The sequence below is a fragment of the Candidatus Nanosynbacter lyticus genome (assembly GCF_000803625.1).
Taxonomy (GTDB): Bacteria; Patescibacteriota; Saccharimonadia; order Saccharimonadales; family Saccharimonadaceae; genus Nanosynbacter; species Nanosynbacter lyticus.
In genome coordinates, this window is the sequence record NZ_CP007496.1 from 552,130 (window position 1) to 577,348 (window position 25,219).

Here is a 25,219-nt window from a genome sequence, read left to right on the forward strand (position 1 = left end):
AATGCTTATTATAGCATTTTATCTGGTTTTTCAACCGCAAAAACCGAGTAAACACTACTTGCGGTAATATTTGCGGTAATATTATCCTTTGATACACCAGCCGCTTGAAGCAATTTAAGACTTCTGGCAATTGGACGCATGATTACGTTTGGAGTCCAACCCATTAAACCATGGAGAAAATCTTTTTGCGGACGATTTGCATTCATATTGCCGGTAATCATTAGACCGCCATCTCGCAAGAATCCCCAAGATTCCTCCGTTAATTTTTTATGCACCATATCAGGAAGATATTCGCGCAAGCCAGAATCCTCCATGACATCTACTTGCCGACCTTTTAAAACTTTCTTCAGACCCAACGGACGCCCAAACTTACTAAAAAGCCTATGGCAATGAATCTCCACGTTATTTTCCAGTCCCATTTTCTTTGCTAGATTCTGCGCTGCCGCTAAAGCCAGCGGATCTTGATCAATCAAAATAGCCGTTGGAGCCTGGCCAGTTTTTTCTTTTAGTTCTTTTAGCATCTCTAGGGTCGGCAGTCCGGTTCCGCAACCAAAGCTCATGACTAGCATATCGTCAATTGACCGATTCTCATTTTGCATATCAATATCCAATATGTGATCAATGGTTATTTTTTTCACCAAATCTCCCCGCTCACGGATACCCAGCGAATCCATGCAATATTTAATAACCTCAGCAAATTTTGGCGTCACCGGCGCTTTGATAAATTCGCGAACATTATTGATTCTCTCATCTACCGCTCGTGCTGCTTCTTGTTGAGTTTTATCGTGATTTGCCACTTCGGCTTCAATCATCATGTATCTCAACGGAACACCGTCAATCTTTTCGTCAAATAACGATTCGCCTACTGGACCGCTCATTGTTGGATATCTGCCCGGAAAGGCCAACTTGCCACCCTCTATAACCGCCAAAGAAAATGCCGGCCCAATTGATAAGAACGTTGAAGCTGAGCCCCGTTGCTTATGCCACGGCTGAGAGTTAGTCTCTTTCTCACCGTACAGCAACTCATCACGGTAAGTTTCTAAGAAGTCATCAAGTTCTTTATTCCAACGACCCGCCAATTTACTTATAAAAGGAATTTTACTCACAACAGCAACTGCAGCCCTACCCATATTACTGCGAATAAACCTATTTCGCACTTCTCTTAATTCTCTTCCGCCTCTTTCCAGATAGCTATATACTTTTTCAATCTTCTCTGGATTATCATATGCAGGATCGTTCTTTTCGCCCACCCGAACCTCATATCCTTGAGCTCTGAGGTCTGCAATTTCTCCATTTAATTTTTTATTAGCTTCGAAGTCAAACCCATCAACAAACTCGCGACCGCCACAATTATTCCCAAATTTTTCCATGTCAAAAATTATACCATAATTATTATGCTATACTTAGAGCATGATAAAAATTGCCATCATTGAAGACGACCCAACCATCAGCCAGATGTACCGAATGAAATTTGAGTCAGATGGATTTGAAGTCCGCCTGGCGGCCAACGGCCAGATTGGTATAGAAGTTGTCGAAAAATTCCAACCAGATATCATTCTACTGGATTTACAAATGCCAGAGATGGATGGCACAGAAGCCTTAAAACACATTAGGTCTAAGGATTGGGGGAAAACTATTCCCGTTATTGTCCTGACTAATTTAGGCGAAGAAGAGGCGCCGCGCGAATTGAAAAAACTAGGCATACACAGCTATATCGTAAAAGCCAACCTTACACCGCGCCAAGTCGCTGAGCAAGTTAAATCTGCTATAAAGACTACTTCCTAATCTTTAGCCTGATTAGCAATCTTTAAACACGCCGTAATTAAATTATCAAACAGAGCCGATACCGTCAGCGGACCAACGCCACCTTTTTTCGGAGTTATTAAAATATCTTCACGCAGTCGCACTTCATCCGACACATCACCCACTATTTTCCCATCTTCCGAAGCCGTTCCCGCATCAACAACCACCGCTTTTGGCTTAACCATCCGATCAGTGATTAAACCCGGAACACCAGTCGCCGACACAACAACGTCATAGTTAATCAACTGCGATAAATCATCTCCTTTTTCAAACACCGTAGCGTCAATACCAGATTTCAGCCACATCTTCTCTAAAGGAGCCCCGACCAGACGACCTCGCCCAATAATCGCAATTTTTTTGCCCTTAAGATCAATACCATAGCCAGCCAACAGCCAATTAATAGCTGTCGGTGTGGCCGCCTGAAAATCCGTCCGCTGACGCAGACCATCAACATCTTTATCTATCCGAATACTCTCCAGCAATTCCTCAGTTTGTCGAGGATTACTAATTGGTAGCTGTAAAATTATCCCCTGAACGTCATCACGATTATTTAGCGCGTTAATCACACCTAAAACCTGGCCCGCCTCCGCCCGATGGATCTCCACATCAATCAAAATATCCGCACCGTATCGCTGCTTCAAACGCATGTAAGTTTCAATAACGGGATTCTCAGTGTCCGTCACAATTGCCAGGCGCGGTTGAATATGCCAAGCTTGCCTCAGAGCACGAACCTGCTTTGCTTGCCGCTCCTTAATAAAGCCGGCTAATTCTGAACCATTTAGCTCTTTCATTAGCTTAAGTATAGCAATTTTACTATCTTGAGTACAGATATAGTATGTGCTATAATTCAAAAAGCTTGGTCTATGGCGGATGTAGCTCAGTTTGGTTAGAGCGCTGGATTGTGGCTCCGGAGGCCGTGGGTTCGAACCCCATCATTCGCCCCAAGTCTTACAGCAATTTGCTAGTACCAAAAATTATTTTTACGGTAAAATAGTAGACATTTTTATCGATTGTTGTATAATGAAATCGTGGGCCAGTAGCTCAGCTGGTTAGAGCACCTGCCTCTTAAGCAGGGTGTCGAGGGTTCGAGCCCCTCCTGGCCCTCCAAAAAAATAGCCTCACACGGAGTGAGGATTTTTTTATTTAGCTAAATGGATTATACCCACGAGAAGGCGGCTCACGAAAAACTGTCTGCGAACTTGCTGCATTAAATGATTGGCGAGAATTTGCCAAAGATCCGCCGCCACCCCTTCCCAAAGCAGTACTATTAATCTGACGATTTCCGCCAGCTAGACTTGGACTACTATTATTCGCGCCGACTCCAGATGTCGCCCCTATTTCTGCACCAACCCGTCTTACTCCAGCCGAACTATTAGCCACCATAGAGGTTCGGTAGCTTTTGACATATTGCCGCTCCGAAATCGTTTGGCGGCGATTAACTTTTAAGCTCCGCTCCGTCAAACCATACGCTTTAGGTCCATCAATCGACCCATTCCTGGGACCAGATAATCTCATCATCATTTCCCGCGTCATCTGCGGTTTCCAATTTGCGTCCATATACCCCCTATTGTTATATGAAATGGCGCCCCGAGTAGGATTCGAACCTACGACCTTAGGCTTAGAAGTCCTCTGCTCTATCCAGCTGAGCTATCAGGGCGTATTCACATTATATCATCTTTCTGCTATAATCATACAAGCTTGCGGGTGTAGTACAGCGGTTAGTATGCAAGTTTTCCAAACTTGAGATCGGAGTTCGATTCTCCGCACCCGCACCAATTTTAAGATAATTCCCATCCATAAAGGGCATCATGGATCCATATTTTTACACAGAAAAACCAAAATACCAACTACAAGACATCGAAGATGCCTCTGAATTTTATGACATCATTGAACGTAGTAGCTTGACTCATCAGCTGTCTAGCTCCAGACCGTATATCTACTGGACGATGGAAATTTACGACAAAGCCAACGGCATCAAAGGTGGTGGCGGCTTGGGCGTGCTGGCGGCGGACACACGGCGAGTGGCCGAAAAATTAGACGTGCCATTTGTGGTAGTGACGCCATTTTACCGCAGTGAATCGCACCAAAAAATTACCAACCTAGAGCAGGAAGAATTTTCAGAAACTGTATCACCAAAAGACTATGGCTTTGAATACATCGACGAAGTGTCCATTAGTTCACGTGGGTTTCCTGATGCTAGTTTGAGTATTTTCAAAAAGGTACTCGGCTCAACGCAATTTATTACCATCTCAGAGCCAAACTTTGGGAAATTGTACGAAGGTGAAGGCTCGGGCGATCACCGACTTTACCAAGAAGTCGCGCTTGGATTTGGCGGCTATAAAGCGCTCAAGCTACTCGGCATCAAGCCAGCCGTCATCCAGCTCAACGAAACCGCAACAATATTTGCGGCACTGGCGCGACTGGACGAGCTATGTGCCAACGGCATGAACCTGTATGAAGCAATCGTCTACGTGCGCAAGCACACGCTCTATACCAACCACACCCTGCTACAGGCAGCTGAGCCAGAATTCCACCGCTCACAATTTGAAAAATTGGTACTGCCAAATCTCAAAAGCAACGCCGTGCGCTGCTGGCTGATGGAGCAATTTCGTAACGACCGCTTGCGACCGAATTTGCTGGCAATCGAACTGACCGAAGCCAAAAATGGTGTCAGTAAACTGCACGCACGAGTGGCGAATTTCCGCGACCGCAACAACGACAAGGTCAAATTTCACGCAATTACCAATGGCATCGACCTGGAGACATGGACGCTACCAGAAACTCTTCAGACATATCACAATAACAATATCATAGATAAATTTGGCCTACCTACAGATGATTTTTCTCGGCAATTAAATCTCATCCACAGTGCCGATATAAGATATCTAAAAAAGCTGGGGCGTAAAGAGCTCAATCGAGTTTTATTAAAACGCCAGGATCAATACAACAAATCCATCCAGGTCCCAGAAAATGCAATATTATTCGACTTCAAGCGGCGATTCGCCAATTATAAACGACCCTACATGCCATTCGAAAACCCCAACGCACTACGGCAAATCCTAATCAATCACAACGCGCACTACATACTGACAGGAAAAGTCCACCAGGGCGACGTAACTATGTACCAAAAACTATTAGAGGTCCTAAAGTTAATTGATCAAGATCCAGTTCTACGCGAAAGAGTTCATTACATACAAGATTATGATGAAGAATTAGGACGAGCCTTAGCAATCGGATCTGACATCGCCATAAATATACCTATTGTTGGACTAGAGGCCTGCGGGACATCATGGGAAAAAGATATCGCTAACCTAAAAATACTTATTTCCACGAACGATGGCGGCGTAGCAGATATTCAACCAATTGCCTGCTTGGAAGTGTCTGGTAAAAATTATGAGGCTGAGGTCTTATCGCTATACGTTAATATGCATAAAGCTGCAGCCATAGTGAAAAATGATCAGCTGCTGGAAAAACATATACGTCACCAGTTAAATAATTACTTACCAATAATTTCTGGCGCCAGGATGATGAAGGATTATCTAAAATTTATATTTCCCAAAACACAAACTCAGCCTAAAAAAGAGCCCTCTGTTAAGCGAATTGTTATTCAATAACTACTTCAATTTCAGCACCCAAAGAATTTAAGCGAGCAGCCAGTTCTTCGTAGCCACGGTTAATTGAATACACATCCCTTAGAATAGACACGCCTGGCGCCGCCAGCATCGCAAGCAATATAACAACAGACGGACGAAGCGCTGGTGGAGCAACAACATCAGCAGATTTCCATTTTGTTGGACCAGTGATATAAACGCGGTGCGGATCGACTAGCTCAATTTGCGCGTTCAACTTACTAAGCTCGGTGAAATAAATTGCTCGGTTTTCATAGCTCCAATCATGCACCAACGTACGACCTTTAGCAACCGTTGCAATAAGCCCCAGAAACGGCAGATTATCCATATTAATTCCAGGAAACGGCAAAGCATGCAGCTTGTCTTTGGCGGCCTGGAGCTTGGAGCGATACAGCATAATGTCCACCAAACGAGTCTGCCCATTGTCAGCCAGATATTCCTCGCTCAGCTCAAACTTAAGACCCATCTCTGCTAACGTAGCTAACTCAATTTCCAAAAACTCAATTGGTGCACGACGAATAGTAATTTCTGAATCTGTCACCACGCCAGCCGCAATAAAACTCATCGCCTCAATTGGATCTTCGCTTGGGTAATAATCCAAATTTTTGCTAATTCGTTTACGTCCTGTAATTTTTAGAGTCGTCGTTCCAATTCCCTCTATTTTTACACCCAGCTTCTTTAAGAAAAAGCAAACATCCTGAACCATGTAATTTGGGCTAGCATTGCGAATGATAGTCGTATCTGGAGAAAGCGCCGCCGCCATAATAATATTTTCAGTTACTGTATCGCCACGCTCCGTTAAAAGAATCGTCCGATCGCCAGAATGGACATTGGTTTTCGCATGATAATAATCAGTTTCTGCCGTTACACTCATGCCAAAATGTCTTAACCCGCTCAAGTGAGGCTCCACTGTGCGCTTACCCAAGTTACAGCCGCCCGCAAACGGCAGCTTAAAATCCTCATATTGGTAAAGTAGTGGGCCTAGGAACATAATCACCGTACGCGTACGCTTAGCAGCGGTAATATCCATATCCTCCAGCTTTAGCCTAGCAGGGGGAATAATCTCCAAATCACTACCGTTCAACCAGCGAGTTTTAACACCAATTGAATTTAGAACCTCAATAATCCGATTAACTTCCTCAATTCGTGCCACCTTCCTGAGGGTTGTCTTACCCTTATTTAGCAAGCTTGCGCAAAGGAGCCCCACTGCAGCATTTTTACTTGTCTTGACCTGTATCTCACCAGACAATTTTTTTCCGCCAGACACTCTAAAATTCATTTTTCCAGAATGATTCACAGTCACGATATTATTATTAAGCACTTCACTAATACGAGCAATCATCTCAATACTAATATTCTGACCACCGTTTTCAATACGATTAATGGCACTCTGAGATGTACCAATTGCTTCAGCCAACTGCATCTGCGTTAACCCTTGCTTTTGGCGATTTTCAGCAATTAAATTGCCGATTTTTTGAAGATACTTATCTTTTATCATGCGTAGATTATATCACTAATGATATATACAGGCAATGATATAATGGATATTATTGGAGGCACATACATGAAAGATAAGCAAATTGAGCAACTTATAAAAGCAGAAAAAATCCGCCAAACAGACGGTTTGGAATTAATTCCTAGTGAAAATTATGTGTCATCAGACGTGCTGAAAGCGCTAGGTAGCGTTTTTACCAACAAATACTCTGAGGGCTATCCTGGACGCCGCTATTACGGTGGACAAGAAAACACTGACCAAATTGAACAAATTGCAATCGACCGCGCCAAGCAATTATTCGGAGCTGATCACGCTAATGTTCAGCCACATTCTGGAGCCCAGGCCAACGAAGCCGTCTATTACGCGTGGTGTGAGCCAGGCGACACCATTCTGGCGATGGACTTGGCACATGGCGGACACTTGACGCACGGCGCGTCAGTAACTCGTAGTGCGCGCGAGTATAATTTCATTCGCTACGGTATTAAGGATGTAGAAACTGGTGAAATTGATTATGAAGAGATTCGGCAATTGGCGTTAAAACATAAACCAAAAATTATCTTAGCTGGCTTTTCAGCGTACCCCCGAGAATTAGACTATGAAAAATTTGCCGAAATTGGCAATGAGATTGGTGCCATGCTGATGGCGGATATGAGTCACATTGCTGGATTGATTGTTGGTGGCGTTGCTAAAAATCCATTCGACTACGGTTTTCATGTTATTACCACCACCACACACAAAACCTTACGTGGTCCGCGTGGCGGTTTAATCCTCAGCCGTGGCGTTGTCGGTAACCCACTGAAAAAGCCAGAAAAAACTCTCGAGAATCTACCGACGTTGATTGATAGAGCAGTATTCCCCGGCACACAAGGCGGTCCACACATGCATACCATCGCCGCTAAAGCCGTCGCGTTTGGTGAGGCGCTACAGCCAGAATTCAAAGATTACGCTGAGCAAATTGTTAAGAACGCAAAAAAGCTAGCAGAAGAATTGCAAAAACGAGATTTTAAACTAGTTACTGGAGGCACTAACAACCATCTTATTTTGGCAGATGTTTACAATAGTTTTGGAATTGACGGTAAAGAAGCGGAAATTGCTATGGATAAGATAGGCCTAACCCTAAACGCCAACGCTACACCAAATGACAGTTTGACACGCTTTCGACCAAGCGGCATTCGCCTAGGAACTCCCGCCGTTACCACACGCGGAGCCAAAGAGGCGGATATGGAAAAAATAGCCGAATGGATGAAACAGGCAATCAATCATCGTGACAGCGAAGAGAGACTAGTCAAACTCCGCCAAGAGGTCAAACATTTCTGCCAAACATTAAGCGCCATTTAATTCCTAAAACATAATAAAACTCCGGTACTATGACCGGAGTTTTATTATTGGTATATGACTGATTAACAGCCAGTACCAACTATGCGAGTCTCAACAGTATTCTTACTGTAGTCGTAGTACTCAATCTTTGCACCCGTTGGGTCGCCGGTACCACACTTAGTGTATTTAACTGTTGTAGTTGGAGTACTTGAACCAAAAGTACCAGTACCTAATTCAGCAACATTGGCTGGAGCAATGTAGTAAGACTTCTTTGTGTCTGCACCAGTCAAGTCTGAAACCTGAGCTGGATACTTACCCTCTTCGGTGTTGTACAGTTCAGCTTTCTTAGCAACTGAGTCAACTGTTGATTTAGCAGCTGATGTCTTTGCCTGGTTCTGCAAACCGTTGTATGCAACCAAAGAAACAACTGTCAAAATCGCGATAATCACGATAACAATCAAAAGCTCAACGAGCGTAAAACCTTGATTTTTAATATTCTTTGTAGTCACGATAATGTGCCCCCTAAATTGTGTTAGTTTGATTTGTAATTTGATAATACTACAACGTATTTAAAAGCGCAAGCATTTTTAATATATATATCGATTCTGGACTGGACGAAGGAATAATGACTCTGTTGGACTAAACCTATTATTCTCACTACCTGAAGTTCCGTCACCAATCTGCCCATTATCATTTAATCCCCAACAGTAAGAACGCTTATTTGTCATAATTGCACAACCGCGGTTTGCTCCCGCCGCAATGTCCACTACCGACTCTGTTGGCGGCAATCCACCAATACCAACATAAACAGGCTTCGGACTGGTAGAAAATTGTGGAGTATTAGAATTAATCCCCAGCTGACCAAGCTTATTATCACCCCAGCAATATACCTTCTTATTGCCATGATCGTTCACTAAGGCACAAGAGTGAGCAATCCCAACCTCAATTCGTAGCGGAACTCCCGGTAGACTATTAACTTGTACTGGCTGAAAATGCGCACCAAAGGCACCATGGCCCAGAGGACCAGACTGCCCGCGACCAGCACCACCCCAACAATACACCTTACCTGAGGCAATAGCGCAGGTATGAGATACGTAGGCATGATCTGACGCCCAAGTATAACCATCTTGAGATATATCAGTTACATTTTCTAAGTCCTTAACTCGAGTAGCGTAACTGTAGTGATTACCAGATATTGGACCAATACCCATCTGGCCAAACCTGGCTAGACCCCAACAATAAGCCCTTTTTTCAGTAGTTATAGCACACATTGTTTGCGAGCGCGATCCACCGGTTGCCAACTTAGTTGCAAAATAATTACTAGGAAGTCTATTATGGCCGCCTGAGTTAATCTGCACTGGCGTAGCACGAAATCCAGGGTTTCCAGGATTTCCGAAGCCCAATTGGCCCATATTGTTCCGACCCCAGCAGTAAATTTTACCAGACACAATAGCACAGGAGACGTCACCAGTTCCTCCAATTGACGTAACGTCTTTACCTACGAGAGCGCCACCAACCTCAACCGGAACACTAGAATAATTACCCTCCCCAGATGACCCATTGCCTAGCTGACCGTCTTTATTACTACCCCAACAATATACTTTTTTATTACTGCCCAGCTGAGTTAGTACGCAGCTGTGGTGCTGTGCTGTAAATATATCAATAATCTTTCCATATTTCATGTCACCAACAGAACGAACTTTTACTGGAATATTGGAGTCGTTGGTAGTGCCATCCCCTAATTGACCCATATTATTACTACCCCAACACCATACGTTGTTTGACAGAATCGCACAGGTGCGGTTAGTGCCACTCACTGTGCGCGTTGCGTCGATATCAGCCGGCCAGGTCACAGACTTTTTAACAATAACTGTATAGGTTTTTATTACTCTGCTACCGCTCATCACTTCAGTTCTACCAATAGCGGAAATCTGAGCAGTAGCGGCTGACAGTGCTGACGCTTTAGTCGAAGCCTCTAATTTACCAACCTCAAAATTTGTTCGCAATTTACCATTTTCAAATACATATTTATTCCCACTAAACTTTACCGCCCCCAAACAGTCAGTTTCCGGGCGAAGCGGGCCTGCACTGCCGGCAGCTGGAGTCCACGATTGCTCTGCATTATTAGCATCCAGACAGGCGTTGGCATATGCTGTACCCGCCTCACCAGCTTCTTGGGCTAATTTATAATAATATTCCTCCTGCGAGTAGATATATGACTGCGTCACAACTCTCATAGCGCCCGCCAAAACCACTAATATAAAGGTGCTCATAAGCACGATTAGCACCAAGGAGTAGCCGTCTTTTTTTCGCATCATAAGTTATTAATCTTTCGTATAGTTAATGTTTGTGATTCAGAAATCTGTTTACTTGGCGACTGTAATTTTAAAGTAACTACTACATTATCAGCAGAATCAAGTATCCCTGGGTAGCTTTTAACTACATCGTATTGATCAGGTATTTTCGTTTTCCCCTCGTAATACTCAACTTCGAATTCAGAAACACCGGTTGCTAAAATTGAATCTTGATGAACCTTCATGGCTCGGTCTTTAAATTTATTAGCCTCTACATTATTCATACAGAAATAATTACCAGCAGACCCCGAGTATGGATGTCCATACGGGTCAATCATGTCGTTATAGATAGTACGTCTATGCAATTCTCCGTTATTTAAGAAATATATTATTATTTTTTTATACTTAGGCTGCTGAGTCTTCTTAGTCGCACAGTCGCCGCCTGGAGTTCTTAGATAAACAATCTGCCTCGAGTCTGCACCATGTCCCATAGTGGTCGCATATTGTAGCAATATCAGGACCCTATTTGTCCCGTTGACGTATGGTGTATTCATGTAGCTCCAGCTATGCCCAGCTCCAGAAAAACTCCTATCTACAGCGAACGTATCATAACCGTCATAGCCACTGGCTTTAAATCGCACTGCCTGCCGTACATCAGTTTCAATTGCATCCATGGAGTTGTGAAGATTGCGGTTAATATCAACCCTAGCCCGACTAATAGAAGCGCTTTGATTTGACGAGACCAGCATCTGGCTAAAGACACCGACGACCATAGCAATAATTACCATTACTAATACTAATTCGGTTATTGTGAATCCATTTTCTTTAGAATGCTGCGTATGTTGCATGTGTCACCTTTCTTCCACTGCCAACCCCAGAAGACGGCAATCCATATTCTACTACTGACTCTACCTTAACCGGCATACCTAAGCTAGACTTGCCACCACCACTACTACTAGCATCCTTACATCCATACGGCGCCGAAGCATACACCTCCTGCCTCACCATACCTGGCAAGCCATCAACACTCTCCGTTCTTTCCATAACTCTATATCTAGTACCAGATGAACCAGTGTTACACTTAAACCATGACGGCGGAGAGTCGTTCGCGTAACGACGCATATTATTGTAGGCCAGAAAACTTGCCTTCGTTTGCTGCGCACTCAATACTGAAATTGTACTGACCTGAGCTTGCATACTTAATATGACAACCATAAAAATACCAATAACAACCAGTGTCACTGCCACCTCAACTATTGTAAAGCCCTCGCTTCTATTTACTAGTCGCGCCATATACTATCCACCTTTTTTTCTGCCCCAGTGGACAAATCTTTATACGTGATACTATGCCTGACGCAAGTTGCTGCAACTATATCAGATGGCGCGCCAGATGCCGGCTTAGTGCAGTCATGTCCATCAATATTTGAGGCTTCATATAATATTTCGCCGTTACTTCCGCCAGCCCAGTCGCTACGACTACACTTTATCATTTCCTTTTTCAAAGAATCGCCTCCTACAATTGACGAAAAATTCCTGGTTAAATCACCACACGACGGATATTCATGCCCGATGCCGCTTGTATTGTTATATTTATAATACCTCTCCAGCTTTAGTGATAGCTCGGAAATATTAGCTCGCTGTTTTTCTCTTTTAATGAGATTTGAAAATCTTTCACTACCAACAAAGGTGAGGCCCGCTAAAATTGACACGACTACAATAATTATCGCCAACTCGATTAACGTATAACCACCCATCCTACGATTCATATTCAATATTGTAGCGCAGTTTTACAAAAAAGCCTATGCTTATTACAAAGAAAGTTCCAACGGTTCTTGTTCAATTCTTATACCAAATTTATCATACACCGTTTGAATAATTTGCTCACGAATTGCCGCTAAATCGCCATAGCCAGTTGCCGACTCATTTACCAGCACAAGAGCATTTTTTTCATAAACCCTCATACCATGACTAGCAAAACCTTTCAGTCCAGCTCTATCAATCAGCCAGCCTGTTGGTACTTTATATCTTCCGTCAGACATAGCATAATTTGGCACATCACTATACTCTTTTTGCAGTTGTTCCAATTGCCATTTTTCGATCAAAGCGTTCTTGAAAAAAGAGCCTGCGCTAGGTATCTCAGCCGGATCTGGCAATTTTTCCGAGCGAATATTAAGCACCGCTACACGAATTACCGACAAATTAACTTCACGAATATCATTATCTTCAATATATTTTTGTAGCGAAGCATAAAATGGCGGCCTTGGTTCTGCTTTATTTAATCTTAGAGTAATATTTAAAATACAGTAACGGCCCTTTTGACTATCACGAAAAATACTATTGCGATAAGAGAAATCACATTCATCAGCAGAAATCGTCACAATTGAATCAGTTTTCGAATCGTATGCTTCTAAACTAACTAAAGTATCAGCGATCTCTTGTCCGTAAGCGCCAACATTCTGAACGGGTGCAGCACCGGCAGTTCCCGGAATTCCCGACATAGCCTCAATTCCCTGAAGCCCCAGACCAACAGCCCGTTCAACAACTTCATCCCAAACTTCGCCCGCACCAATCTTGATATCTGTCGTATCGTCATTATCAGCAACGACCTCAAACCCCTCGATCTTATTCAACAGAATGATTCCCTCAAATGTTTCGTCGCGTGTGATGACATTACTGCCGCCACCCAGCACAAAGATGGGTAAATTTTCCTTTCGGGCATTCCGATATAAAGTTACAACATCGCTAGCAGAATTTACAGCCACCATATAGCGTGTTTCACCGCCTAATTTCATAGTCGTATACTGCTTCAATGGTACGTTCGTCATGACATCCATGTGTATATTATATCATTTTACTCGGTCGCCATCTATGCTATAATACCTCTGTATGCACCCGTAGCTCAGCGGATTAGAGTACTTGGCTTCGAACCAAGGGGTCGCAAGTTCGAATCTTGCCGGGTGTACCATTTTATTGAATTAACAAGACACACGCCCCGTTAGCTCAACTGGATAGAGCGTTGGTTTCCGGTACCAAAGGTTGCAGGTTCGATTCCTGTGCGGGGTACCAGATTAGCCCGTTATTGTGACGGGTTTTAATTATATCTATAAATTGCTTACTTTTTATATTAAATAGTGGTATAAATGTGAGCACTATGGAGACCGGCAAACAAAGACCCGCAAATGATTTCCATAGCGCAATGGAAGCAGTTATAAAAGCAATACGCGAGAAAAAATTCGGACAAGCGGCGATATTAGCCTCCCCGGCCTATAATTTAACACCAAACTTATCCGAACAAGCCCGTGCTGCCCGTGATTTAAGTGCCGCCTACCGCCATCAAGGCGACTACGATGAATCCGAAAAATGGGCCACTGAAGCAGTGGAGCAACATGAAGCTTTGGTCGAAGAAGGAGAGAATCGCAGTACGCTACGTGAACTGGGTGCGAGCGTCGCAACGCTCGGAACCCTGCAGCTACAGCATATCGTAACAGACCCTTCTTATGATAATCAGGAAAACTCTCAACGGGCAGCAGAAAATCTAAGCAAAGGTCTGCGCTATATTGAAGAGTCTCGCGAGCATGCTGCAGACAAGAACCGCAAGATTGACCAATATGACATTAACTTTACTGCTCGTACAGGCTTCGCTGAAGCGTTGGCTGGCGATACAAAGAGGAGTCTAGCACTGGGCGCAAGAGCTGTGCGGTTGGCGTTTTTGTCTGAATCACCAAAGATTGACACTTCAAATCCAAATATGACAGCCAAAGAACGCTTCAAATCTAAGGCTCGCGCGTTTGTAAGAGGCGTTGGCGCGGTAGCTGTGGCGGCAGTGGCGCCATCTAATAGGGAGTTGGCTAAATCTATTGTCGAGAGGCTTAATTAATTGGCCGATGGAATCACTGGAGCTTGAGGAGTTTGGCTACTTAAAATCTGACGAATTTGCTCAGCGGTAATAATTGTAGTTGATCCAGGCGCAATTGTACCAGCTAGCATTTGCTTAGCGACAGTATTCTCAACCGCTCGTTGGACAACGCGACGCATCGGACGGGCGCCCAGGCGCGGATCGTAGCCAGCTTCAACCAATAGCTTCTTACCTTCCTCTTCAACTGCAACTTGAATTTTTTGCGGTGCCAAAGTTTTATTAACACCAGCCAAAATCAAATCGACGACCTGCAATAGCTCCTCCTTGCCTAGCGGCCGGAACAAAACAATTTCATCAAAACGGTTCAAAAACTCTGGTCGGAATAGGTTAGCGTTGATTAACTCATCAATAAACGTTTGCTCAAATTGCTCCAGCTGATAACCACGCTCGATATATTCACGAATTCTATCCGCTCCAGCGTTTGACGTAGCAATGACAATCGTATCGCGAAAACTAATTTCCCGGTTATTTTCATCACGCAGGATACCCTCGTCCAATAGCTGCAGTAAAGTCGTCAACACCTGCGGATGAGCTTTTTCAATCTCATCCAGTAGCACCACTGAAAACGGCTTTTTTTGCACCTGAGCCGTCAAGCTACCTGAGTCGCGCGCCCCATCGGCAATCAGCCGCGCTACATCATCTGGGCGGACAAACTCGTTTAAATCTAAGCGAATCATACTACCTTCGCCGCCAAAATAAACATCCGCCAAAGCTTTGGATAATTCAGTCTTACCAACACCAGTCGGACCGAGGAACAGGAAAGCGCCAATTGGGCGATTTTGGTTCCTAACGCCAGTACGCGCCCGACGAATAGCATCGGAAACAACCGTAACCGCCCGCGACTGATTAATCATGCGCTGGTGAATCAGAGATTCCAAATTCAGCAGCTTTTCCCTCTCGTCACTTAGCGATGCCACGGAAATCTTTATACCGAGTGTCTTCTCAATAGCGTCATCCACTGATTGTGCCGTCACCAGCCCATCACTAGCATAGCTTGCCGCTGCCTCTAAAATTTTTAGAGCCTTACCCGGCATTACCAAGTCCTGAACATATCGATCGCCCACTCGGTAAGCCTCCGCCAAAGCTTGATACATATACCTAACTTTATGTTGTGCCTCAAACAGCACCAGTTGATCACGCATAATTTTCATAGTTTCCGATTCACTAGACGGCTGAATAGCGATGGTATTTAAGGCGTGAGCTAGCTGCGGTTTAGTCTGAGAAATTTGCAAGAAACGCTGCTCGTCCATTGTCAAAATCATCCTCAATCTGCCAGCTTCTAGAATTGGCAGTAGTACATTACTCAAATCAACAGAACCAACGCCCTCTTCAAAAAATAGCTGTGCATTATCCAGGCATAAAATAACATTCTTTGATAAAAACGCCTCATTTAAGATCATTGTTACCAGATTTTCCAATTCACCGCGACCCGACGCTACGCTAACCAAAGATGAAGAGTCAAGTATAAAAACTTGCTGATACATCAACGACCCAGGAACGCCCTGATGTCCATCAATCAACATCTCTGCAAACGCCGAAACTACCGTACTTTTCCCAGCGCCATCAGCACCAATTAACGCAATGTTCTGACGACCACCTGAGCTAAATATTTTCATCATTTGCTCAAGCGCACTTTCATGCGCCGCCAACTTTGTAGTAAGCATCTGACCGGAAATGTTAGCGCTAATATTCTGCGCAAAGCGGCTCAGCAGCGGAGTATAACCGAACGACCAATCTCTGGCAATTCCGCCAGTCCGTAACGGTTTTTTGTTATGCTCTTCAATTAATGCCTTTATACGCTCGTACCACTTGATAGTCTCTTCGATATCCTGAAAATCAATTTTCATATTTGCCAGCAACGAATCATGCTGCGGCAACTGTTTTACTATAGCCGCGGCTAAAACCGCACTGGTAATCTTCGGACTTTTAGTGCTCTGCCAAATCTCAATTGCCGCTTTCCAGACCTGCTCGGTTTGGTCTGGATTGTCAACGGAAATATTATGTAAAAAGTTTGGCGTTAAACCCAGGCGCAAGGCTAAAAACTGTCCAGCTCGAGTGCCCGTAATCGCTTCAGCAATATCAGTTGGTGTTGGTCGGCGTGGCAACTTCCCCAAAACGTCAGCCGCCATCACATCATCAATAGTCTGCGGATTCTTATTAATCTCCGCCGTCTTCAAATCTTTCTCCCACCAAATAGACAGCATAACCATCGGACCGCTTAGACCCAGCATCAGCCAGCCGACCGATCCGTGTTCAATCAGCATCCACACCCCAAGCACCACTATCATGATACCAATTGCTATTACCACAACGTGCCAAGCATTGCCGAATCTAACTGAAAACCTTGCCTTTTGGGACCTCAAACTATCGTAATTAAATTTTGGCTGCACATTCATAGCGAAACCCCCATTTGCCACAGCACAATTCCCACAAACGGCAATAGCGGCAAGATCAGCCACAGAATAATTCCCAGAATCATCCACAAAACCCTCAGTAATATCATCAATATTCCGACAATTATCACTACAGAGCGTACCACCATGCCAACCACGCGTGAAAATAACTTATCGAAAAATGCCGACAACTGAACTGGCGCAGCACCGCCAACTGGAGACGCTGAAATCTGACGAAACGGATTAAATAACGTTTTTAATAACAATCCGACCGAAAAAAAGTCTGCCGTTCGCAAAACCCCCAAAAAACCTTGCTGAATGTGTTGCAATAATCCACTGCCATACCACCACTGAAAGATCCCCACCAAAAACATATTGATATTGTAGCATATTAGCCCAGCAGAGTATAATGGATTATATGGCAAGACAGATGATCAGTACTATAATTGGCAAAGGGGTCAAGAAGGTTGCAAGATTACGCGGCGGCGGTTCAGCTCTGCCAGGCTTAGTGATTGAGAAAATTGACCCAAAGTTCATCCAGCGCACACTGAAAGACCTACCACAAGGCGTGGTAATTATCAGCGGCACTAACGGAAAAACAACAACCACAAAAATCGTCGTGGAATTGCTCGAGTCAGTTGGATTAAGGGTTTTTACGAATCGGACTGGCAGTAATTTTTCCCGAGGCGTAGCAGCTGCGCTGCTGGACGAAGTCAACCTCCGTGGTAAACTGGAAGCCGATATTGCAGTCCTGGAACTTGACGAGGCCTGGGCGGTGAAATTTGTGCAAATGGTTCGCCCACGATTCTCGCTATTATTAAATGTGATGCGCGATCAGCTAGATAGATTTGGAGAGATTGATAATACAGCGTCGCTGCTTCAGAAAATAGCCGAAGCAACTACCGATACTGTTGTTCTTAATCGCGACGATCCACGGATTTTTAAGATTAGTAAAAACATTCAGGCTAAAAAAGTATTCTTCGGCACAACCGACGAGCTACTTAAATTAATGCCGACCGACGACAACTTAAAATACGGTGCAGCAATTGCTAACCAAAGCGTAAACGTCGATGTTTTATTAAAAAAGATTAGCGGCCAGGAGGCGACTCTACAGATTGACAACAAAGAAACTGCTGTCAATTTAAAGCTTACCGGCGTTTATAATTTACTTAATGCCGCAGCAGCTACAGCCCTGGCGCGACAAATTACCGGACCGGAAGTTACAGACACCATATTGTCAGCGCTCGAAAATATTAAGCCAGCCTTTGGTCGCGGTGAAACAATTTTCCTAAACGGCACTCCAATTGAACTTATTCTCGTTAAAAATCCAAGCGGTTTTCGACTGGCGCTTTTGTCATTTGCCAAAAATAGCAGCGCGACGATGATCGCGGTTAATGACAATTACGCAGACGGGCGAGATGTTAGTTGGTTTTGGGATGTTGACTTTTCGGCTCTGAAAAAGGTAGCCATGATTAGTGGGGTGCGCGCTTATGACATGGCGCTGCGTCTTCAATATGACGAAGTTGCGATTGAAAAAATTGACACCGATATTACGCGGGCGTTAGATGATTTTATCAACGACCGCCCAGAAGAACCAAAGCAAATATTCTGTAGCTATACCGCCATGACTGCAATTCGACGCCTGCTTAGCGAAAAAACCGACGTAGAGGAAATATTATGACAAAAATAACAATTGCACAACTTTATCCACGAGACATGAATTTATACGGCGACTGGGGTAACACGCTGGTCCTAAAAAAACGCCTAGAGTGGCGCGGTTTTGAAGTCGAAATTATCGACCACAATCCAGGCGATTCAACAGACTTTTCTAAGATTGATATTTTCGTCGGTGGTGGCGGTCAAGACTCTGGCCAGACGATTATCCAAAACGACCTTTTGAAACGAGCAGACGAGCTCCAACAATTAGCAAACGACGGCGTGCCGATGCTAATGATTTGTGGTATGTATCAGCTCTTCGGCCGCTTTTTCCGCACACTTAAGGGCGAAGAGATTGTTGGCGCTAATATTTTACCGATTGAAACAATTGCTGGCGAGGAACGAATGATTGGCAATATTATTATCAAGAGCCAAGAATTTGGCGAGATTATCGGATACGAAAATCATAGTGGGCAGACCTTCCTTGATAAAACTGTCACGCCGCTAGGGCAAGTGATTAAGGGTGCTGGTAATAATATGATTGATACGAATGAAGGCGTTCGGTATAACAATGTTATAGCCACATATCTCCACGGCCCAATCCTACCGAAAAACCCACAAATTGCTGATTTTCTAATCAATGAAGTCCTAAGACGACGCGATATCAGCATAGACTTTGGAGTAGATAATATTGACGATGAGATAGCCCACAAGGCACGTGAAATATCCCTAAAACTTCCCAGATAGTGTAATGAAAAATATATGCGCAAATCTTAAGAATTTATATGCATTTCTTCATAAAATACCCAGCTGGGTCTGGCTAATTCCCATATTAATTTTAGCTATTAGCGCTCGCACTACCCAATTAACCAAGGCTGATATTTGGCACGATGAGGGCTATACTGCTACCATTATCAATCAGCCCTTGATTGACATTATCTCCACGACAACCACGGACGTACATCCACCATTTTATTACATTATCATGCATTTTTGGCAATTGCTTTTTGGCAGTTCAGTCACTGCGCTCAGAAGCTTTAGTGTCGTATGTGGCGCCATGACAGTCGCCATGCTATTTCTCTTACTGCAAAAGCTATTCTCTAAAAGAATCGCTATATTTGGAGCTTTTTTAGCAGCTTTAGGACCATTCCTGATCCGCTATAGCGATGAGGCGAGGATGTATGCTTTAGCGGCGCTGATTGGCGTAGCAGCCACCTATGCATTTATTATGGCGGTCGAGAGAAAAGACAAAAAACCCTGGTGGATATTATACGGATTTTTAGTGGCAATTGGCATTTACACACAGTACTTCCTGGCACTGCTGCTTCCAGCTCACTTCGTCTATTTATGGCTAAAAATTGATGGAAACCGCACTGATGTCATAAAAATTTTTACTAATAAAAATATCTGGCTGGCAGCCGGGCTATGCTTTTTATTATTCTTACCTTGGCTGCCAGTAATGATCTCCCAAGTCAGTAGAGTTAGCGGCGAGTTTTGGATACCAGAAGTTAATAAATTTACCATACCAACAACCCTGTCCATGTTCTTAACTTACGATGAGAGGATAGTCCGCTACTTTGGCTTGCTGTTATTGCCAATAATGCTTATCGCATCATTAACCTTAGCTAAAAAATTTCATAAATACCGAGCAGCAATATGGCTCATGACAATTTGGTCGTTCTTGTCAATGATTATAATTTACGTGCTGAGCAAAGGTCGCCCTGTTTACTTAGATCGCTACTTCACCTACTCAGCGCCGGCATTCTATAGTCTGATAGCCATCTACATAGGAATTATTTTTTCGAGTAAAAGAATTCGTAGTGTCGGTTTATCTATTATTTTCATACTGCTAATTGGCTGCTATATGCGGCATACCGGCAGTAAAAATATAACAGAAGCATCTTGGAACAACACAGAAACTGCCATGAATCATATAAATAAGAATATAAAAAGCAATGACTCTATTATCTCCGGTGAAATTTACACCTACTTTCACACATCTTATTATAATAAAACCAATAAAGAAATTGTCCTGCTGCGTCCAGACCAAGAACTCAATTGGGCTGGCGAGTGGGGGCTAATAAAAAAGCTCAATACCCCAGAAATAGCTTCATTAAATGAAGTAAAGAGCCCGCGAATTTGGTTAATTCTACGCACAAAAACTTATAATGAATATAAGAAGCAAGTGCCGCCACATTGGCAATTACAACAGGAATACCATGACGGCGACTTGATTATTGGACTATATGTGAATAAGCTTTAATTCTCTTTATCACTGCTATCATCAAGACCGAGCAACTCTTTCAATGTATCTGGAGTAAATTCATCTAAGTACGGAAGATGCTCCAGCATGGCGGCCTCAAAATCTGGTGTCCGTGGATAATAAGTCATTTGCGCCACGCCTATAACCGTGCGCGATCCAGGCAATCCCGGCTGAAATATCTCCGAATATGGAGGAAGGTAATCATCGTCTTCGGGGGGTATCTCCACTACTCTTCTGCGATGGGTTGTATTCGACACTCATGATACTGTATATAATAATAGATAACTTAAAAAAATAAAATAGCCGACCAAACTTTCAGCTATTTTAATACTTCGAATGATCATTGAGTTGGTCGGGGTGAAAGGACTCGAACCTTCGACCTCACGGTCCCAAACCGCGCGCGCTAGCCAACTGCGCCACACCCCGAAAGATGATCTCGACACTTACATCACTATTCTATCACACTTTACACATTAAATACAGCAATAATTAGTGATTTGAGTTAATATATAGACATACCCTCATAATTATGGCCAATACTAATCACTCTACCCGCACAACTCACCTCCGACAAATGATATATCTCTACGCCATTGTATGCGTATATCTCATGTTGCCCATTCTCATTTGTACCGGTGTCATTCCCTGGAATATGAAGTTCGCGACACTCGTCGTCGGTGCAGTAGCGATGTACATAGTGATGCGAATTCTCGGCAATACGCATAGTGACATCGGTATTACGCGGCAACATACCATCTATTCACTCAGAACCGTGCTACCGATAACTATAGCTCTCATTATCGCAGCCGGGCTATTTCTACTCCTCGAAAAACCTCGATTCTCACCAACCGAAGGAATAGGGTTCTATGTATTTTATATTTTCATCTCGTGCCCGGCACAAGAACTGTTATTTCGCGGCATCCTCAGCCGTATGCTGCAAGAACTACGGCTACACCGGGTACTGGAGCTTGGCGTAGCAGCCGCCCTTTTCGGTTACGCACATATCATCTACGGCGATATGCTCACTGTTGTTGTCATGAGCATCGTCGGCCTTTTATGGTACCGAGCGTACCAGTGCTCATCAAACCTCATCGGCGTAACGATAAGCCACGTGGTACTTGGTGTGATGACGATCGCTTTGGGGATTATCGATTAGCAGCTGACGCTTTCGACATTAAACCGTCGCGTGATAGTTTTATAAAAGAAGGTTGGCAGTCAATTGATAATCAAAAAATAGATAAATTACATAAATTAGCACCAAGTTTTTTAGATAGATTAACACCCCGCAGCCAAGCAGCCGCTCAATCATTATTAAGAGACCTAGCCTCGCTACGCCAAATAGGCAGCCAGACTCCTAAAACGAACTCATTAGTTTTTTGTCACCATGATATCCGACAATCAAACATGGCTTGGCATCCTAATTACGGTACTAGATTAGTTGATTGGAGCTGGTCTGGGTTGGGTGAATCGGGTAGTGATATTACCAGCCTGCTAATTGACCTACATAAAAGCCACCATGATATCTCCCCTTATCAAAACATAATAAACTTAGACTACTGCCTCATGCTAATGGGGTTTTGGTTGAATCATGCAACCTGGCCACATCACGGCAATGACACGACTAGATTTCAGCAATTCTTGTCAGCTCTCAGCGCCTACGAAATATACATAAATGGCTAAGCGTTTACCGGATCAATATTTACCGATAGAATTTCTTTTTTAGTTGGTAGATTATTACCAGCTTCAAATGTGTAAAGCAATGATTGACCAAACGACATTTCTACATGTTCCATTTCTGACTCTGGAATTTGGTCAAGATGTTTGATTAACGCCCGAATGGAATTTCCATGTGCTACTAATAAAATATTCTCGCCCGCCTGTAGTTTCGGTAAAATCTCTCGCTCAAAATACGGAACCACTCGCGCGTAAACGTCTTTTAATGTTTCGCCGCCTGGCACCGGATAATCCCAACCGCGCCTAATTCCATTAAATGCTTTCTCGCCAATCTCGTCCTTCACTTGCCACTTATTTTTACCAGTCAAATCCCCATAATCACGCTCGTTCAGCTCGGCTGCCTGCGTTGTCGGTAAACTTCCCATACCGCACCCCTCAAGCAGAGCGTCCAGTGTCTGGTGTGTCCGCTTGAGCGCTGATGTGTAGGCCTCGTCAAACCTAATGTTCTTGATTAGCGAACCCATACGTACCGAGTCAGCCCACCCTTTTTCCGTTAACCCCACGTCAGTCCAGCCCGTCCACTTGCCTAGTAGATTCCATTCACTCTCACCGTGTCGACAGATAACTAATAATCCCATTATTTTCCTCCCAGTGTCGGCGCGAAAAACTCTATTCGCTCATTTTTTACACCATTATCATCAACTATTTTCGTATTTACGTAACCGAATTTATCAGCCGCCCAAAAGCGAATTGCCCATAATAATGACCTGTCATTAGAGTCAATTTCACTCTTAGAAATAAACTCACTAGATACAATTTCTGACTCTTGCAGTTTTATTTCAGACAAGACATTATTTTCCAATTGCGTAAAAAATACAAACTGATTTGTCAAAAACTCATCAGAATGACGCGATGCTACCATGGCTAACTGTAGGTTTTCGGGATCAATTTTAATACCCACCTCCTCCTCGACTTCACGCACTGCCGCCTCCAGCGGAGATTCTCCAGGATCAACAATTCCGCCAGGTAGCGACCAGTGATCTTTATAGTCAGATTTGACGATTAATAATTCGCCCTGCTCATTTTCTATTAACACCGCCGCACTAGAAAAACGCTTATCTAAACTAGCCAACCAAGTTCGCCGCTGCTCGTCAGTAAATTTCATTATTTTGCAAACTCAATTGCTCGCGTTTCGCGAATGACATTAACCTTGATTGTGCCAGGATACTGCATGGTCGACTCAATCTTCGTGGCAATATCTCGGGCCAATTTAATTGCCGACAAATCATCAATTGACTGCGGCTTGACGATCACTCGAACTTCACGTCCAGCCGAAATTGCGTAGGCTTTATCGATTCCTTCAAAGCTAGTCGCCACATTCTCCAAATCACGCATTCGCTCAGCAAAGTTCTCAGCCGAAACGTTGCGGGCACCCGGACGGGCGGCTGAAGCTGCGTCACAAACCCTAACGATAATCGCCTCTGGTGTAGTTGCCTCGATATCATCATGGTGCGCCTCAATCGCGTGCACGATCCGCTCATCCATGCCATATTTCCGCGCTAATTCCGCGCCAATGTGATGATGCTTGCCCTCAATTTTATGAGTCACCGCCTTGCCAACGTCATGCAACAGCGTAGCAATTTTTGTAATACGCACATCCGCACCAATTTCCTCAGCAATCATACCAGCAATTTGCGCCATCTCCGTTGAGTGCTTCAGAACGTTCTGGCCAAAGCTAGTACGAAACTTCAGTTCACCAAGCAGCAACAACATTTCCTTTGGAATACCGACCACGCCAGTCTCGCGCATAGCATCTTCACCAGCCTGCCTGACCTCTTTATCAATTTGCTTTTTAGCCTTAGCGACAACTTCCTCAATGCGCGCTGGATGAATGCGCCCGTCCTTCATTAACATCTCCAAACTCAAACGAGCCACCTGTCGACGAACTGGATCAAAGCTCGACAACACTATCATACCTGGCGTATCATCCACTAAAATATCAACACCAGTTTCACGCTGCAAGGCCTGAATGTTGCGGCCTTCCTTACCGATAATTCGACCTTTCATCTCATCATCAGTCAACTTAACCGCAGTAACTGTGCGCTCGGCTGTCACTTCGCTGCTCATCCGCTCCATTGCTGTCACCAAAATCATCTGCGCCCGCTCTTCGGCGTCATCCATTGCATCATGTTGCAATTTTGACACCAAACCAGCCAAATCCTGCTTAATATCACGCTCAGTCATCTGCATCAGCTTGTCGGCTGCGTCTTTCTTTTTCAGTCCAGCAATTTTTTCAAGCTTCTCCTGCTGACGCGTACGGATATCACGAATCTCATTTTTAAGGTTATCAACCTCATCTTCGTGTGTCCGTAACTTCTCTGCTCGACGATCCAATTCCTCTAGTTTATTGTCAAGCGTTCTCTCGCGATCCGCCAAACGATTCTCGGTTTTTTGCCACTCTTTACGGCGCTCATTCTCAATTTTCAGCGCCTCGTCTTTGGCTTTTAAGACAATATCACTAGCCTTCGTCTTGGCGTCAGCCAAATCACGCTCAATTTGATTTTTGCCATTAATTTGGCGCGTTCGTTGATATCCTACAAGACCAGCAACACCCGTACCAGCCCCAACAGCCGCGGCAATAACTACTTCTATCATTATCATTCCTTTCCGATCAGCCGCCCTTAAGTGTTCGCCTCAAGGAAATATATCAACAGCCAATCAATTTCAAACTATCTAAATCTGGCGAATCAAAACTTACAAAACGCCGTAATTTAATTAT

The 25,219-nt window shown here is 44.0% G+C and carries 25 protein-coding genes and 7 tRNA genes; 14 read left to right on the forward strand and 18 right to left on the reverse strand.

What is annotated here, in order from left to right:
- Positions 1 to 8: 8 nt before the first annotated feature.
- Entirely contained in the window at positions 9 to 1,370 is a 1,362-nt protein-coding gene (locus TM7x_RS02885; protein ID WP_039327700.1) for a hypothetical protein, read from the reverse strand.
- Between the two features lie 40 nt (positions 1,371 to 1,410).
- Here TM7x_RS02885 and TM7x_RS02890 point away from each other — a divergent pair, with 40 nt between their 5' ends.
- Complete coding sequence (locus TM7x_RS02890; protein WP_039327701.1) at positions 1,411 to 1,785, forward strand: response regulator; 375 nt, start codon at positions 1,411 to 1,413, stop codon at positions 1,783 to 1,785.
- Here TM7x_RS02890 and TM7x_RS03870 read toward each other — a convergent pair.
- Positions 1,782 to 2,594 (reverse strand): bifunctional 5,10-methylenetetrahydrofolate dehydrogenase/5,10-methenyltetrahydrofolate cyclohydrolase, encoded by an 813-nt coding sequence (locus tag TM7x_RS03870; RefSeq protein ID WP_052198850.1) that lies wholly within the window; start codon positions 2,592 to 2,594, stop codon positions 1,782 to 1,784. The two genes, TM7x_RS02890 and TM7x_RS03870, sit on opposite strands and share 4 nt — an antisense overlap.
- A 75-nt stretch (positions 2,595 to 2,669) precedes the next feature.
- Here TM7x_RS03870 and TM7x_RS02900 point away from each other — a divergent pair.
- Positions 2,670 to 2,747: transfer RNA gene (locus tag TM7x_RS02900), tRNA-His, on the forward strand.
- Positions 2,748 to 2,833: 86 nt separating this feature from the next.
- Positions 2,834 to 2,910, forward strand: a tRNA-Lys gene (locus TM7x_RS02905).
- Positions 2,911 to 2,946: 36 nt separating this feature from the next.
- Here TM7x_RS02905 and TM7x_RS02910 read toward each other — a convergent pair.
- Together TM7x_RS02910 and TM7x_RS02915 are read right to left on the reverse strand one after the other, a co-directional pair.
- On the reverse strand, positions 2,947 to 3,360 hold the full coding sequence (locus tag TM7x_RS02910) for a hypothetical protein (protein ID WP_039327703.1): 414 nt from the start codon (positions 3,358 to 3,360) through the stop codon (positions 2,947 to 2,949).
- A 23-nt stretch (positions 3,361 to 3,383) separates the two neighbouring features.
- A tRNA-Arg gene (locus TM7x_RS02915) sits at positions 3,384 to 3,460 on the reverse strand.
- Between the two features lie 43 nt (positions 3,461 to 3,503).
- Between TM7x_RS02915 and TM7x_RS02920 the strand changes: the two genes are divergently transcribed.
- Together TM7x_RS02920 and TM7x_RS02925 are read left to right on the forward strand one after the other, a co-directional pair.
- Positions 3,504 to 3,578 (forward strand) — tRNA-Gly (locus TM7x_RS02920).
- Between the two features lie 33 nt (positions 3,579 to 3,611).
- Positions 3,612 to 5,417, forward strand: coding sequence for a glycogen/starch/alpha-glucan phosphorylase (locus TM7x_RS02925; protein WP_039327705.1), 1,806 nt, complete (start codon positions 3,612 to 3,614; stop codon positions 5,415 to 5,417).
- Here the strand turns inward: TM7x_RS02925 and TM7x_RS02930 are convergent.
- On the reverse strand, positions 5,407 to 6,927 hold the full coding sequence (locus TM7x_RS02930; protein ID WP_039328205.1) for a helix-turn-helix domain-containing protein: 1,521 nt from the start codon (positions 6,925 to 6,927) through the stop codon (positions 5,407 to 5,409). The two genes, TM7x_RS02925 and TM7x_RS02930, sit on opposite strands and share 11 nt — an antisense overlap.
- Before the next feature lie 69 nt (positions 6,928 to 6,996).
- On the opposite strand from TM7x_RS02930, the gene TM7x_RS02935 reads away from it, so the two are divergent.
- Complete coding sequence (locus tag TM7x_RS02935; protein ID WP_039327706.1) at positions 6,997 to 8,265, forward strand: serine hydroxymethyltransferase; 1,269 nt, start codon at positions 6,997 to 6,999, stop codon at positions 8,263 to 8,265.
- A gap of 62 nt (positions 8,266 to 8,327) precedes the next feature.
- Here the strand turns inward: TM7x_RS02935 and TM7x_RS03875 are convergent, their stop codons facing one another.
- The 6 genes from TM7x_RS03875 to murB all read right to left on the reverse strand — a co-directional run bounded on the left by TM7x_RS03875 (position 8,328) and on the right by murB (position 13,372).
- Positions 8,328 to 8,753: a prepilin-type N-terminal cleavage/methylation domain-containing protein gene (locus TM7x_RS03875; RefSeq protein ID WP_052198851.1), complete on the reverse strand. Its 426-nt coding sequence runs from the start codon at positions 8,751 to 8,753 to the stop codon at positions 8,328 to 8,330.
- Positions 8,754 to 8,831: 78 nt separating this feature from the next.
- Positions 8,832 to 10,562 (reverse strand): RCC1 domain-containing protein, encoded by a 1,731-nt coding sequence (locus TM7x_RS02945; protein ID WP_082001351.1) that lies wholly within the window; start codon positions 10,560 to 10,562, stop codon positions 8,832 to 8,834.
- The gene (locus TM7x_RS02950; protein WP_148305618.1) at positions 10,559 to 11,386 is read right to left on the reverse strand and encodes a prepilin-type N-terminal cleavage/methylation domain-containing protein; all 828 of its coding nucleotides are present in this window, start codon (positions 11,384 to 11,386) and stop codon (positions 10,559 to 10,561) included. Before TM7x_RS02950 ends, TM7x_RS02945 begins: the two co-directional genes overlap by 4 nt.
- Positions 11,364 to 11,831, reverse strand: a complete 468-nt coding sequence (locus TM7x_RS02955; protein WP_138074094.1) for a type IV pilus modification PilV family protein — start codon at positions 11,829 to 11,831, stop codon at positions 11,364 to 11,366. Before TM7x_RS02955 ends, TM7x_RS02950 begins: the two co-directional genes overlap by 23 nt.
- Positions 11,819 to 12,304, reverse strand: coding sequence for a type IV pilin protein (locus TM7x_RS02960; protein ID WP_039327716.1), 486 nt, complete (start codon positions 12,302 to 12,304; stop codon positions 11,819 to 11,821). Before TM7x_RS02960 ends, TM7x_RS02955 begins: the two co-directional genes overlap by 13 nt.
- A gap of 42 nt (positions 12,305 to 12,346) precedes the next feature.
- Positions 12,347 to 13,372: a UDP-N-acetylmuramate dehydrogenase gene (murB, locus tag TM7x_RS02965; RefSeq protein ID WP_039327718.1), complete on the reverse strand. Its 1,026-nt coding sequence runs from the start codon at positions 13,370 to 13,372 to the stop codon at positions 12,347 to 12,349.
- Positions 13,373 to 13,426: 54 nt separating this feature from the next.
- On the opposite strand from murB, the gene TM7x_RS02970 reads away from it, so the two are divergent.
- The 3 genes from TM7x_RS02970 (at position 13,427) to TM7x_RS02980 (ending at position 14,415) form a co-directional block, all read left to right on the forward strand.
- Positions 13,427 to 13,503 (forward strand) — tRNA-Arg (locus tag TM7x_RS02970).
- 24 nt (positions 13,504 to 13,527) lie between these two features.
- Positions 13,528 to 13,604 (forward strand) — tRNA-Arg (locus TM7x_RS02975).
- Between the two features lie 130 nt (positions 13,605 to 13,734).
- Entirely contained in the window at positions 13,735 to 14,415 is a 681-nt protein-coding gene (locus TM7x_RS02980; protein WP_138074095.1) for a hypothetical protein, read from the forward strand.
- On the opposite strand, the gene TM7x_RS02985 is transcribed toward TM7x_RS02980, so the two are convergent.
- The gene (locus TM7x_RS02985) at positions 14,412 to 16,850 is read right to left on the reverse strand and encodes an AAA family ATPase (protein ID WP_052198852.1); all 2,439 of its coding nucleotides are present in this window, start codon (positions 16,848 to 16,850) and stop codon (positions 14,412 to 14,414) included. The two genes, TM7x_RS02980 and TM7x_RS02985, sit on opposite strands and share 4 nt — an antisense overlap.
- Positions 16,847 to 17,221, reverse strand: a complete 375-nt coding sequence (locus tag TM7x_RS02990) for a hypothetical protein (protein ID WP_039327722.1) — start codon at positions 17,219 to 17,221, stop codon at positions 16,847 to 16,849. Before TM7x_RS02990 ends, TM7x_RS02985 begins: the two co-directional genes overlap by 4 nt.
- A gap of 44 nt (positions 17,222 to 17,265) precedes the next feature.
- Here TM7x_RS02990 and TM7x_RS02995 point away from each other — a divergent pair, with 44 nt between their 5' ends.
- Genes TM7x_RS02995 through TM7x_RS03005 form a run of 3 tightly spaced genes read left to right on the forward strand, consistent with a single transcriptional unit; the run spans position 17,266 to position 20,766 of the window.
- Entirely contained in the window at positions 17,266 to 18,528 is a 1,263-nt protein-coding gene (locus TM7x_RS02995; protein ID WP_039327724.1) for a MurT ligase domain-containing protein, read from the forward strand.
- Entirely contained in the window at positions 18,525 to 19,250 is a 726-nt protein-coding gene (locus tag TM7x_RS03000) for a type 1 glutamine amidotransferase (RefSeq protein ID WP_039327726.1), read from the forward strand. Before TM7x_RS02995 ends, TM7x_RS03000 begins: the two co-directional genes overlap by 4 nt.
- 4 nt (positions 19,251 to 19,254) lie before the next feature.
- Positions 19,255 to 20,766, forward strand: a complete 1,512-nt coding sequence (locus TM7x_RS03005; RefSeq protein WP_039327728.1) for a glycosyltransferase family 39 protein — start codon at positions 19,255 to 19,257, stop codon at positions 20,764 to 20,766.
- On the opposite strand, the gene TM7x_RS03010 is transcribed toward TM7x_RS03005, so the two are convergent.
- Both TM7x_RS03010 and TM7x_RS03015 read right to left on the reverse strand, forming a co-directional pair.
- On the reverse strand, positions 20,763 to 20,993 hold the full coding sequence (locus tag TM7x_RS03010) for a hypothetical protein (protein ID WP_039327729.1): 231 nt from the start codon (positions 20,991 to 20,993) through the stop codon (positions 20,763 to 20,765). The two genes, TM7x_RS03005 and TM7x_RS03010, sit on opposite strands and share 4 nt — an antisense overlap.
- Positions 20,994 to 21,115: 122 nt before the next feature.
- Positions 21,116 to 21,192: transfer RNA gene (locus TM7x_RS03015), tRNA-Pro, on the reverse strand.
- Positions 21,193 to 21,418: 226 nt separating this feature from the next.
- On the opposite strand from TM7x_RS03015, the gene TM7x_RS03020 reads away from it, so the two are divergent.
- Both TM7x_RS03020 and TM7x_RS04080 read left to right on the forward strand, forming a co-directional pair.
- Positions 21,419 to 21,922, forward strand: coding sequence for a CPBP family intramembrane glutamic endopeptidase (locus TM7x_RS03020; RefSeq protein WP_158386498.1), 504 nt, complete (start codon positions 21,419 to 21,421; stop codon positions 21,920 to 21,922).
- Complete coding sequence (locus TM7x_RS04080) at positions 21,823 to 22,446, forward strand: phosphotransferase family protein (protein WP_138074096.1); 624 nt, start codon at positions 21,823 to 21,825, stop codon at positions 22,444 to 22,446. Before TM7x_RS03020 ends, TM7x_RS04080 begins: the two co-directional genes overlap by 100 nt.
- Here TM7x_RS04080 and TM7x_RS03025 read toward each other — a convergent pair.
- Genes TM7x_RS03025 through rny form a run of 3 tightly spaced genes read right to left on the reverse strand, consistent with a single transcriptional unit; the run spans position 22,443 to position 25,095 of the window.
- Entirely contained in the window at positions 22,443 to 23,078 is a 636-nt protein-coding gene (locus tag TM7x_RS03025; RefSeq protein ID WP_039327732.1) for a 2,3-bisphosphoglycerate-dependent phosphoglycerate mutase, read from the reverse strand. The two genes, TM7x_RS04080 and TM7x_RS03025, sit on opposite strands and share 4 nt — an antisense overlap.
- Positions 23,078 to 23,605 carry an NUDIX domain-containing protein gene (locus TM7x_RS03880; RefSeq protein WP_052198853.1) on the reverse strand — a complete coding sequence of 176 codons (528 nt, stop codon included), beginning with the start codon at positions 23,603 to 23,605 and terminating at the stop codon, positions 23,078 to 23,080. Before TM7x_RS03880 ends, TM7x_RS03025 begins: the two co-directional genes overlap by 1 nt.
- The gene (gene rny / locus TM7x_RS03035) at positions 23,605 to 25,095 is read right to left on the reverse strand and encodes a ribonuclease Y (protein ID WP_039327735.1); all 1,491 of its coding nucleotides are present in this window, start codon (positions 25,093 to 25,095) and stop codon (positions 23,605 to 23,607) included. Before rny ends, TM7x_RS03880 begins: the two co-directional genes overlap by 1 nt.
- Positions 25,096 to 25,219: the final 124 nt, after the last annotated feature.

What these genes read in the sequence shown, in the direction of transcription:
- TM7x_RS02885 (WP_039327700.1), bottom strand. Translation starts at nt 1,370, where the DNA reads ATGGAAAAATTTGGGAATAATTGTGGCGGTCGCGAGTTTGTTGATGGG.
- TM7x_RS02890 (WP_039327701.1), top strand. Translation starts at nt 1,411, where the DNA reads ATGATAAAAATTGCCATCATTGAAGACGACCCAACCATCAGCCAGATG.
- TM7x_RS03870 (WP_052198850.1), bottom strand. Translation starts at nt 2,594, where the DNA reads ATGAAAGAGCTAAATGGTTCAGAATTAGCCGGCTTTATTAAGGAGCGG.
- TM7x_RS02910 (WP_039327703.1), bottom strand. Translation starts at nt 3,360, where the DNA reads ATGGACGCAAATTGGAAACCGCAGATGACGCGGGAAATGATGATGAGA.
- TM7x_RS02925 (WP_039327705.1), top strand. Translation starts at nt 3,612, where the DNA reads ATGGATCCATATTTTTACACAGAAAAACCAAAATACCAACTACAAGAC.
- TM7x_RS02935 (WP_039327706.1), top strand. Translation starts at nt 6,997, where the DNA reads ATGAAAGATAAGCAAATTGAGCAACTTATAAAAGCAGAAAAAATCCGC.
- TM7x_RS02945 (WP_082001351.1), bottom strand. Translation starts at nt 10,562, where the DNA reads ATGATGCGAAAAAAAGACGGCTACTCCTTGGTGCTAATCGTGCTTATG.
- TM7x_RS02950 (WP_148305618.1), bottom strand. Translation starts at nt 11,386, where the DNA reads ATGCAACATACGCAGCATTCTAAAGAAAATGGATTCACAATAACCGAA.
- TM7x_RS02955 (WP_138074094.1), bottom strand. Translation starts at nt 11,831, where the DNA reads ATGGCGCGACTAGTAAATAGAAGCGAGGGCTTTACAATAGTTGAGGTG.
- TM7x_RS02960 (WP_039327716.1), bottom strand. Translation starts at nt 12,304, where the DNA reads ATGAATCGTAGGATGGGTGGTTATACGTTAATCGAGTTGGCGATAATT.
- murB (WP_039327718.1), bottom strand. Translation starts at nt 13,372, where the DNA reads ATGGATGTCATGACGAACGTACCATTGAAGCAGTATACGACTATGAAA.
- TM7x_RS02980 (WP_138074095.1), top strand. Translation starts at nt 13,735, where the DNA reads ATGGAAGCAGTTATAAAAGCAATACGCGAGAAAAAATTCGGACAAGCG.
- TM7x_RS02985 (WP_052198852.1), bottom strand. Translation starts at nt 16,850, where the DNA reads ATGAATGTGCAGCCAAAATTTAATTACGATAGTTTGAGGTCCCAAAAG.
- TM7x_RS02990 (WP_039327722.1), bottom strand. Translation starts at nt 17,221, where the DNA reads ATGTTTTTGGTGGGGATCTTTCAGTGGTGGTATGGCAGTGGATTATTG.
- TM7x_RS02995 (WP_039327724.1), top strand. Translation starts at nt 17,266, where the DNA reads ATGGCAAGACAGATGATCAGTACTATAATTGGCAAAGGGGTCAAGAAG.
- TM7x_RS03000 (WP_039327726.1), top strand. Translation starts at nt 18,525, where the DNA reads ATGACAAAAATAACAATTGCACAACTTTATCCACGAGACATGAATTTA.
- TM7x_RS03005 (WP_039327728.1), top strand. Translation starts at nt 19,255, where the DNA reads ATGAAAAATATATGCGCAAATCTTAAGAATTTATATGCATTTCTTCAT.
- TM7x_RS03020 (WP_158386498.1), top strand. Translation starts at nt 21,419, where the DNA reads ATGAAGTTCGCGACACTCGTCGTCGGTGCAGTAGCGATGTACATAGTG.
- TM7x_RS04080 (WP_138074096.1), top strand. Translation starts at nt 21,823, where the DNA reads ATGGTACCGAGCGTACCAGTGCTCATCAAACCTCATCGGCGTAACGAT.
- TM7x_RS03025 (WP_039327732.1), bottom strand. Translation starts at nt 23,078, where the DNA reads ATGGGATTATTAGTTATCTGTCGACACGGTGAGAGTGAATGGAATCTA.
- TM7x_RS03880 (WP_052198853.1), bottom strand. Translation starts at nt 23,605, where the DNA reads ATGAAATTTACTGACGAGCAGCGGCGAACTTGGTTGGCTAGTTTAGAT.
- rny (WP_039327735.1), bottom strand. Translation starts at nt 25,095, where the DNA reads ATGATAGAAGTAGTTATTGCCGCGGCTGTTGGGGCTGGTACGGGTGTT.